Below are 9,280 nucleotides of genomic sequence, written 5' to 3'. Positions count from 1 at the left end.
GTCGAACGTCGCGAGCAAATCCTGCGCCTCTTCGATCGGTATCTTCAGGTAAGAGGCGACCATGTCGGCGAGCCGGCTGGCCTCCTTCACCTTCATCGCCATCACCTGCAGTTCGTCGGGCAGGTACGGCACGAGAGAAACAAATTTGGAAAACTGGCTGACCAGGTGAGCGTGCAGCGCGTCGATTTCCTTGTCGGACGAAACCGGCTCGACCAGCCGGTTGACGTGGGCGAGGAAGAACGGCTCGCGCTGGGTGAATTCGCCCAACTCGATTCGCGCCAGGCCCTGCACCAGCACCCGCACGCTTTGATCGGGATAACGCAGCATCTTGAGGATGCGCACGGCGGTGCCGCTTGGGAACAATCCCTCGGGGGTGGGCTGTTCGTCTTCGGGATTTTTTTGCGCCGCGAGCGCGATGACCTTGTTGGTCTGCCCGCACTCCTCAATCAGCTTGAGCGACGACGGCCGCGACACCAGGAACGGAAGTATCTGACTGGGGAAAATCACGATGCCGCGCAACGGCAGCACCGGCAGGATATCGGGAATCTCGGCCTTGCTCAGGTCCTCTTCAATCTCGAAGCGTTTTTCCCCTTTGGGTTTATCTGCCATAGATTAGTCGAACCTCTTAAGGAGGGGACCCCGCCGCGCCGCCGCTATTCCCCGCAACCCAAATTTCACCGTAATATACGGTAGTGGGCCAGACAAGGTTACCTCTTGGATAAGAAGTTAAGCATGGAGGCCGGTGCGCGCTACCGACGAGGAAACGTTGCCCAATATTGGATTTGATAAGCTGTTCAGCGAGGAAGAAGCCAACGAGCTGATTCCGCGGCTGGAAATTTTGATGCGCCAGCTCCAGATGCAGGCGACGTCGTTGCGGGCGCGAATCGACGAATTGTCGGTTGACGATCCGTCGATTCTACACTCCGCGATGAGCGAGATCGTGGGGCGCTATCCCGAGCTGCGGTCGTTTGCGACCAACATGGCCGATGCCGCCGCGCAAATCGAATCCTTCGGTTGCATCCTCAAGGACATCGACCTCGGCCTGATCGATTTCCCGTACGACGCAGGCGACGACGTCGTTTTCCTGTGCTGGCAGTTCGGCGAGTCGCGGGTCGTCGCGTGGCACAGCGTGGACACTGGATTCTCCGAGCGCCAGCCGCTGCCCGGCGCACCCAACCGATACCTCAACTGATCGCCACGCCGATTGCTTACTACTGAAAAGACTGAAAACCATGATCATTGCATTGACGATTTACCTCGCCGCACTCGGATGCTGGCTCGGGGGAATTGTGTTCTTCTCGTTCTTCACCGCGCCGGCGGTGTTCACGGTTCTGCCGCGGCCCGAGGCCGGTCAACTAATCTCCGCAATCTTTCCGCGCTACTACATGCTCGGCTACATCGTGGGAACAATCAGCCTCGTGCTCGCGATCTACTTCACCGCGGTGCGCGGGCCGCGGATATGGTGGGGCGGCACGACGGTCGCGCTCGCGATTGCGCTGGGAATGACCTTCTACGCGGGCACCGTCATCCTGCCGCGTGCCGACGCGCTCCGCACAGTGAATGAAGATCCAAATCCCGACCCTGTCAAAAAAACGGAGTTCGACCAGATGCATCGCAATTCGGTGATTCTCAACGGCGCCGTGCTGTTGTTGAACCTCGCCGCAATAGCCGGCACGGCGGGAGCGCTGACCCCGCGTGGCTGAGCGTCGTTACAAGGCGGTCGTGATCGATCTGTTCGACACGCTGGTCACGTGGAATCCCGACGGCTTGCCGCTGATGCAGTTCCGGGGGCGCGAAATCCGCAGCACGACGCCGCTGCTCTACTCGACGCTGGAAGCCGCGCTGGGCAACCGCTTCGACCGCGAGAAATTCTCGGAGGCGCACGCGTCGGTTTACAGCGAGATATTCACCGAGCGCTCAAAGCGCGACGCAGTCGAGATCACCTGCCTCGAACGCTTCGCGCGCACGCTCAAAATTCTCGACGTTGATGAACGCGTCGCGGCGCCGTTGGCTGAAAATCTGCGCCGAATCCACATGGCACGCGTGCGCGAGGTCACCAAGGCGCCGCCTGCGCGAATCGACGCGATGAAGAAAATCGCCATGCGTCATCGGCTCGGCCTCATCTCCAACTTCGACGACTCCGAAACCGGCCACCTGATCATGCGCGATACGGGTATCCGCGAGCTCTTTACCGCTGTAATTATTTCGGCCGACACCGGCTACCGAAAACCCAATCCGCTCATTTTCAAAAAAATTCTCGACGCGATGCGCCTCGCGCCCGCCGACATCCTGTTCGTCGGCGACACTCCGCTGGACGACGTGCTCGGCAGTAAAGGCGTCGGGATGCATTCGGCGTGGATTCGCCGGGACGGCCACGAGTTGCCGGCCGGAATTCCCCCGCCCGACATCATTATCCCGGACCTCGCGGAACTCCCCGCCGCGCTCGGCCTGTAGGAGCAATCCCGCGGGTGACGGCTTCACTAAAAAGGCGGCAAGTTGTAGCGGTCATTGGCGCGGGTGACGCGCCGCGCGATGTTTGCGAGCTTGCGTTCGAGCTCGGCCGCGAGATCGCCCGGCGCGACGCGGTCCTTTTGAATGGCGGGCGCAGCGGCGTGATGGAATTTGCCGCGGCCGGCGCGCGCGAGGAAGGCGGGCATACGATTGGGATACTGCCGGGTTACGATCGGCATGCGGCGAACCGGCATATTGAATTCGCGATCGCCACCGGCATCGGCGAGGCCCGCAACGCCGTGATTGTCGCGAGCGCTGATGCGATAGTCGCGCTGGCCGGCGAAGGCGGCACGCTGGCCGAGATTGGCTTCGCGAAAAAATTCGGCAAGCCAATCGTCGCGCTCGATTCGTGGCCCGAAATTGACGGGATGAGCCGCGCGGACACTCCCGCTCAAGCGGTCGCGCTGGCGCTGAAGCTGGCGAGGTCAAATTCGCGACGGAGAAATTAAATGTCCGCCGGTCAGGATCGAAAGCGTTTCATCGAACTGCTCGAGCGGGCACCGTTTTCGACGATGCTCGGCCTGAAGATCGAATCCGCCGCGGGAGGCTTCGCGACGGTGCGGATGCCGTTCGATTTGCGCATTCTCAACGAAGGCGGTCCCACTGCGCCCATTCACGGCGGCGCGATTGCGGCGCTCGCCGACGTTGCCGCATGCGCGGCGGTATGGAGCCTGGCCGCGACGACGCGCAGCGCGACCATCTCAATCACGGTGAACTACACCGGCTTCGCCGTGAATTCCGACCTGGTCGCCCGCGCGCGTGTGAAGCGCACCGGCAAGCGCATCGCGAGTATCGGCGTGGAGATCAGTGACTCGTCCGACGCTCTGATTGCCGACGCGCTGGTAACTTACAAAATCGCGTAGGAAGAGCTCAGTGAGAGGGGAAAGATAGCCCATGCTGAAACCGGCGGCGGATTTCACTACAATTAAGTGGTCTGTAAGAAAGGGGTGTGTAAAATGTTTTCCCGGATTCGATTCGAACGTAAGTGTTTCTTCGCCGTTGTTGCCACGCTCATCGCCGCGTTGTCGCTGACGTTGGCTCCTGCAGCCCGCGCCCACAACGACGTCCCCGACGCGATGCCGACCGGTACCGAGACCGTGCTGTACTCCTTCGGCGCCGGACCCACCGCCGGCAAATGCAAAGTCAGCGACGGCGCGAACCCCAGCGGCTCGCTGACCTTCGTCGCCGCCACCGGACTGCTCTTTGGCCTCACCTCGACCACCACGTCGGAGGGCAACGGCTTCGGCACGATTTTCCAGATCATGCCCAACGGTTCCGGCTATGCGATCGATCACTCCTTCACCGGCGCGAAGTCCGACGGCAGCGATCCTCAGTACAATGCGATGACGCTGGTCGGCACCGTCCTCTACGGCACGACGCTCCTCGGCGGTCAGCATGACAACGGCTCTATATTCAGCATCAACGATGACGGCACCAGCTACTCGACGCCGCTATTGTTCTCCTTCGACGCGAGCACCGCTAACAACGGGGGCGATCAGCCGTTCAGTAGCTTCCTCGCGGTCGGCAGCGTGCTCTATGGCATGGCGTCGCAGGGTGGGCATAACGGCGGCGTGCCGGGCGACGGCAACTTGTTCTCCTTCGATACTTCGAGCAGCACTTACACGCGGCTCCACTCCTTCAACGGCGGGGCCGGCTTCGATCCGCACGGTCAGCTCATTCTCGATCCCAACGGCCAAACGTTTTATGGCATGACGCCGGTCGGCGGAGCCGCGAATGTCGGGGTCGTGTTTTCTTTCAACATGGCGAAGAACAAATACAAAGTGCTCCATCAATTCGGTTGCTCCGGCAGCGGCGCTCCGATGTGTATCGAAAACAATAACGGCGCGACCCCCGACCATGGCACGCTCGTGCAGAGCAGCTCGTCGCTGTTCGGTTTGACGACTTTCGGCGGCAAATACGGCAACGGCACACTGTTCACGATGCATACTGATGGCTCGCATTTCAAAATCCTGCAGAGCTTCGGCAAACCCGGCACCAACGACGGCATAAATCCGTTCGGCTCCCTGCTGCTGAACGGCACCACGCTCTACGGCACGACCCGATTGGGCGGCAGCAAGGGCACCGGCACCGTTTTTCGAATCGATACCGACGGCACCAACTACGATCGAATTTGGGAATTCCAGGGTACGCCCGACGCCTCCAAGCCGATCGACGACGTCATCCTGGTGGACAACACGCTCTACGGGATGACCGAAGTGGGCGGGCAATGCGGCAACGGCGCGATCTTCTCGCTCGTGCCACCTCCCTGAGCGACGTGCGTGTCATCGACGCTGGATAAAATCCGTCGCGCTGCTGAGCCGCATGGACTGAACCTCGTTGCGGCGACTCCGGTCGGGCGCTACGACGACAAGGTCACGGAGATTTCGCGCGCCTCTGCGATAGATCCGCTGGCGCGCTCGATCGTCGTAGTCGGCAACGGCGGCGGCGCGCTTTGGGAAGCACTCAAGGCTCACGCAGCGCGCAATCCCGGATGGTGGAATCGTGAAAATCCGCTCGATGATTTCACCCGCGAAGTAGTCGAGCGCGACATTGCCGCACCGCTGCGCGCGTCGGGCGCGCGATGCACGACTGTGTACCCCTTCATGAGCAGCGGCCGCACGCTAAGCTTTATCGAACTCGGTAAAGTCGCGGGCATCGCCGGCCCAAGCATCCTCGGCGTCACGGTGCATCCCAAATATGGACCGTGGATCGCGTTTCGCGCCGCGCTCCTGCTCGACGAAGAACTCGATTCGCCGGGCGATGCGCTCGGCTTCGACCCATGTCCTGAATGCACCGCGCGCACCTGTATCCCCGCCTGCCCCGCGAGCGCAGTGAGCGTCGAATCGGGTTGGGACATTCCGAAATGTCTTACCCATCGCGTTGAACTGGAGCTCGATTGCACCCCGCGATGCCACGCGCGCGCCGCCTGCGTCCTTGGCCCCGAGCATCGCTATCCGGACGACGAGCTCGCCTATCACCAGATGCGCGCGCTCCGCTCGATGCGCCCGTACTACGAAACTCACATCAAACCAACCCGCCAAACCTGACCGCTTTTTTCGACAATCTGCTCCCCCTTCCCACTATGGGAAAGGGTTAGGGGTTAGGTTTCCGCGTCCTATATAATCCACCCGAGCACGACGATGGCCTTCCCAATCAATCGCCCGCGCCGGCTGCGACGCACCGAAACAATCCGCCGCATGATCCGCGAGACGCGCCTCTCGCCCGACGACCTGATCCTCCCGATGTTCGTATGCGGAGGACGCGGCGTGAAGAACGCAATCAAGTCGATGCCCGGCGTCGCGCAAATGTCCGTGGACCACATCGTCGCGGAGGCGCGCGAGACGTGGGCCGCGGGCGTCCCAGCCGTCATCCTGTTTGGAATTCCCGAACGCAAGGACGCGCTGGGCAGTGAGGCATGGAACGACGACGGTGAAGTGCAGCGCGCCATCCGCGAGATCAAGGAACGCGTGCCCGGGATGGTGGTGATCACCGACGTTTGCATGTGCGAATACACCGACCACGGCCATTGCGGCGCGCTCGCGAGCGACGACGTCGACAACGACGCGACGCTCGAGCTGCTGACGCGCTCGGCACTGTCGCACGCCAGGGCGGGCGCCGACATTGTCGCGCCGTCGGACATGATGGATGGGCGGGTCGGCGCAATCCGCACCGCGCTCGACAGCAATAGCTTCAGTCACGTCGCGATCATGGCGTACTCGGCAAAGTTCGCGTCCGCATTCTACGGCCCGTTTCGCGAGGCGGCGGAGTCGGCGCCGAAGTTCGGCGATCGCCGCTCGTACCAGATGGACCCGCCGAACGGCGACGAAGCGATGCGCGAAGTAGCACTCGATCTGGACGAGGGCGCGGACATCGTGATGGTAAAACCAGCGCTGCCGTATCTCGATCTGATTTACCGGGTGAAACAGGAATTCAACGCTCCGGTAGCTGCGTACAACGTCTCCGGCGAGTACTCGATGATCCGCGCAGCCGGCCTCAACGGATGGATCGACGAAGAACGCGCCACGATGGAAGTGCTGACATCGATCAAGCGCGCCGGCGCGGATTTGATCCTGACGTATTTCGCAAAGGAAGTAGCGCGCAAACTCCGCAGCTAAGCGCGCGCCCTCACGAATTGCCTCGCCCCACGTTGGGGGAGTCCCCGCCGACGCGCTTCTAAGCACGGCGGGTGAGGGACCGAATTTTCTGAGATTCTGCGATCAGAATGTGCGGCGCAACAGCCAATCGCGCCGCACAAATGTCCCTCGCCCTAACCCTCTCCCCTCGAGGGGCGAGGGAATCGGAAATACTCGCGAATCGCTTCTGTCAGGGCCTCGATCGTGTACTCGCGCGGCTGCACGATCACTTCAAACTCTCGCTGCTGCGCAGTTGCAGCCGTGATTGGTCCGATCGCCGCCGCCCTGATTCCCTTACCCGAGGTGCCGATCATCTCACAAAAATTGGTGACCGTACTCGAACTGGTAAACGTCACGAGATCAATCGACCCCGCCGACATCAACTCGCGGACTCGAGCTATCTGCGCGCCTTTAGGTTTGATCGTCCGATAAGCCGGAGCGACGATGACCTCCTTCGCACCTCTCTCGCGCAAAATTTCCGGCAGCGCCTCGCGTGCAACTTCAGCGCGCGGAATCAGGAAGCGCTTGCCTCGAATCTGCCTGATTCCGATCGCGGCAATAATTTCCTCCGCGCGATATTCGTCGGGGACCGCGGCGACTTGCAGCGCGTAGTCGGCCAGCCGCGACGCGGTCGCCGGTCCGATCGCCGCGATCGACGCATCTCCGAGCGCGCGAATGTCGCGGCCGCGGGACTTCATCCGCTCGATAAAACTCTCGACGCCGGTCGCACTCGTGAAAATTATCCAGTCGAAGGAGTGAAGACGTTTGATCGCGCGGTCGAGCGCCGCGTAGCTCCGCGGCGGCGCGGTTTCGATCGTCGGGAATTCAACCACCTCCGCACCGAGTCGCCGAAGCGCCGTCGCAAACTCCGACGCCGCCGCGCGCGCGCGAGTGACTACAATCGTGCGGCCGAACAGCGGCGTACGTTCGACCCATTTAAGACTCTCGCGCATGGCGGCGAGTTCTCCGACCACGATAACCGCTGGCGCGCCGATTCCTTCGCGCGCCGACGCGTCCGCGAGGCTCGCCAGCGTCGCGCTCACCGTCTTCTGCGCTGCGGTCGTCGCCCACTGGACAGCAACGGCCGGAGTTTCCGCCGGCAGTCCGGCAGCGAGGATTCGTTCGAGCGTCGCGCGCATCCGCGCCGTCGCCATCAGGATCACCAGCGTGCCGCCATGCCGAGTCGCCGCGACCAGGTCGTCCCACGGCACCGCGCTCGCACCCTTGCTTTCATCCTCATGGCCAGTGACGAACGCGACGAACGAGCCGTGCTCGCGATGTGTCAGCGGCACACCGCCGAACGCCGGCCCCGCAATCGCCGACGTGACACCAGGCACCACTTCGAACTCGACCCGCGCGCGCGCCAGCGCCTCAGCCTCCTCTCCGCCGCGCCCGAAGATAAACGGATCGCCGCCTTTGAGCCGCACGACGACGCGCCCCTTGCGCGCGTGGGCGATCAGCATCGCGTTGAGCTCGGACTGTTCGATAATTTTCTGAGAGCCGCCGCGTTTCCCCGCATAAATCAGCTCTGCTCTCGCCGGCGCGAGCCGAATCAGTTCCGGACTCACCAGGTTGTCGTAGATAACAACGTCAGCGCGGCTCAGAACGTCAGCCCCGCGAATCGTTATCAGGTCCGGCGCGCCCGGACCCGCGCCGACGAGAAACACGCGCCCGCTTTTTTGGCCGGCGCGCGGGCTCATTGCGGACGCAGCAGAGCGTCGGCGCCGCGCGCGCGCATCACTTCCGCGAACCGCTTACCGGAATTCTCGGCCGCTGACGGCGCCAAGCTGGGGTCACGCGCCTCGATTATCGCGTCCGACAATTCTCGCGAGCCGTCCGGACTAAACAGCATTGCCCGGATTACTAGTGTATCGGCCCGGATGGCATCGGTCGGCATAAACGCCCGCACACCGACGGGAGTCGTGCACGACGCGCCAAGCGCGGCAAGGAAGGCACGCTCAGCGGCGGTTTCATAAAGTGTGCGTGGATCGTTGATCGCCGAGAGCTCGCGATCGAGTTCGTCTCCCTTGCGTTTGGCGAGCGTTTCGATCGCGAGCGCCCCCTGCCCTCCGGCCGGAATGAAATCGCGCGCATCAAGCTCGACGAATTTTACATCTTTGATTCGGCCCAAGCGCTTCAAGCCCGCCATCGCGATTATGATCGCGTTGAAGCTGCCGTCGGCGACCCGCGCCAATCGCGTATCGACATTGCCGCGCAACGGCAGGATCTCAAGTCCGCGATTCACCCGCAGCGCCTGAAAACGCCGGCGCGACGACGAGGTGCCGAGCCGAGTGCCTGCTGGCTGGGCGGACAGCGTCGAACCGTCACGCGTCACCAGGATGTCCGACGTATTCTCGCGTTCGAGCACCGCCGCCACGCGAAATTGCGGCGGCAGCACGGCCGGAAGATCTTTCATCGAATGGACCGCCGCATCGATCGTGCGATCATCCAGCGCCTGCTCGAGTTCCTTTATGAAGAGGCCCTTCCCGCCGACGTCCGCGAGCGAGGCTGACATAATCTTGTCGCCGCTGGTGCGGATCTCGATTATTTCTATTTCGACTCCCGGAATTTGCGCAGTCAGACGGTCGCGAACGATTGCCGCCTGCGCCAACGCCAGCTTGCTGGGCCGCGAACCG

Annotated in this window: 11 protein-coding genes; 8 read left to right on the top strand and 3 right to left on the bottom strand. The window is 62.4% G+C overall.

From position 1 onward, the window contains the following. Positions 1 to 609, bottom strand: a 609-nt coding sequence (locus VIW95_RS06405; protein WP_331584606.1) for an LON peptidase substrate-binding domain-containing protein, incomplete at its 3' end; no start/stop codon positions are given. Between the two features lie 133 nt (positions 610 to 742). Between VIW95_RS06405 and VIW95_RS06400 the strand changes: the two genes are divergently transcribed. The 8 genes from VIW95_RS06400 (at position 743) to hemB (ending at position 6,626) form a co-directional block, all read left to right on the top strand. Continuing rightward, positions 743 to 1,192, top strand: coding sequence for a DUF2203 domain-containing protein (locus VIW95_RS06400; RefSeq protein ID WP_331584605.1), 450 nt, complete (start codon positions 743 to 745; stop codon positions 1,190 to 1,192). A 40-nt stretch (positions 1,193 to 1,232) separates the two neighbouring features. Beyond that, positions 1,233 to 1,703: a DUF4149 domain-containing protein gene (locus VIW95_RS06395; protein ID WP_331584604.1), complete on the top strand. Its 471-nt coding sequence runs from the start codon at positions 1,233 to 1,235 to the stop codon at positions 1,701 to 1,703. Next, the gene (locus VIW95_RS06390; protein ID WP_331584603.1) at positions 1,696 to 2,454 is read left to right on the top strand and encodes an HAD family hydrolase; all 759 of its coding nucleotides are present in this window, start codon (positions 1,696 to 1,698) and stop codon (positions 2,452 to 2,454) included. Before VIW95_RS06395 ends, VIW95_RS06390 begins: the two co-directional genes overlap by 8 nt. A gap of 14 nt (positions 2,455 to 2,468) precedes the next feature. After that, the gene (locus VIW95_RS06385) at positions 2,469 to 2,960 is read left to right on the top strand and encodes a TIGR00725 family protein (RefSeq protein WP_331584602.1); all 492 of its coding nucleotides are present in this window, start codon (positions 2,469 to 2,471) and stop codon (positions 2,958 to 2,960) included. Then, positions 2,961 to 3,374, top strand: coding sequence for a PaaI family thioesterase (locus tag VIW95_RS06380; RefSeq protein ID WP_331584601.1), 414 nt, complete (start codon positions 2,961 to 2,963; stop codon positions 3,372 to 3,374). A gap of 93 nt (positions 3,375 to 3,467) precedes the next feature. Then, complete coding sequence (locus VIW95_RS06375) at positions 3,468 to 4,781, top strand: choice-of-anchor tandem repeat GloVer-containing protein (protein ID WP_331584600.1); 1,314 nt, start codon at positions 3,468 to 3,470, stop codon at positions 4,779 to 4,781. Positions 4,782 to 4,790: 9 nt separating this feature from the next. Next, on the top strand, positions 4,791 to 5,558 hold the full coding sequence (locus VIW95_RS06370) for a hypothetical protein (RefSeq protein ID WP_331584599.1): 768 nt from the start codon (positions 4,791 to 4,793) through the stop codon (positions 5,556 to 5,558). A gap of 93 nt (positions 5,559 to 5,651) precedes the next feature. Next, positions 5,652 to 6,626 (top strand): porphobilinogen synthase, encoded by a 975-nt coding sequence (hemB, locus tag VIW95_RS06365; RefSeq protein WP_331584598.1) that lies wholly within the window; start codon positions 5,652 to 5,654, stop codon positions 6,624 to 6,626. 152 nt (positions 6,627 to 6,778) lie between these two features. On the opposite strand, the gene cobA is transcribed toward hemB, so the two are convergent. Further along, positions 6,779 to 8,344: a uroporphyrinogen-III C-methyltransferase gene (gene cobA / locus VIW95_RS06360; protein ID WP_331584597.1), complete on the bottom strand. Its 1,566-nt coding sequence runs from the start codon at positions 8,342 to 8,344 to the stop codon at positions 6,779 to 6,781. Continuing rightward, positions 8,341 to 9,280: hydroxymethylbilane synthase (gene hemC, locus VIW95_RS06355; RefSeq protein WP_331584596.1), on the bottom strand; the 940-nt coding region annotated here is incomplete at its 5' end. The genes hemC and cobA, both read right to left, overlap by 4 nt.

It is taken from the genome of Binatus sp. (SeqCode), from assembly GCF_036522015.1.
In the GTDB taxonomy this organism is placed as follows: Bacteria; Desulfobacterota; Binatia; order Binatales; family Binataceae; genus Binatus.
Note: the sequence above shows the minus strand (reverse complement) of the source record. Positions and strands in the feature narration are given on the sequence as shown.

Excerpts from the sequence above, each read along its gene's own strand:
- VIW95_RS06395 (WP_331584604.1), top strand. The coding sequence starts at position 1,233 with ATGATCATTGCATTGACGATTTACCTCGCCGCACTCGGATGCTGGCTC.
- VIW95_RS06380 (WP_331584601.1), top strand. The coding sequence starts at position 2,961 with ATGTCCGCCGGTCAGGATCGAAAGCGTTTCATCGAACTGCTCGAGCGG.
- VIW95_RS06375 (WP_331584600.1), top strand. The coding sequence starts at position 3,468 with ATGTTTTCCCGGATTCGATTCGAACGTAAGTGTTTCTTCGCCGTTGTT.
- hemB (WP_331584598.1), top strand. The coding sequence starts at position 5,652 with ATGGCCTTCCCAATCAATCGCCCGCGCCGGCTGCGACGCACCGAAACA.
- cobA (WP_331584597.1), bottom strand. The coding sequence starts at position 8,344 with ATGAGCCCGCGCGCCGGCCAAAAAAGCGGGCGCGTGTTTCTCGTCGGC.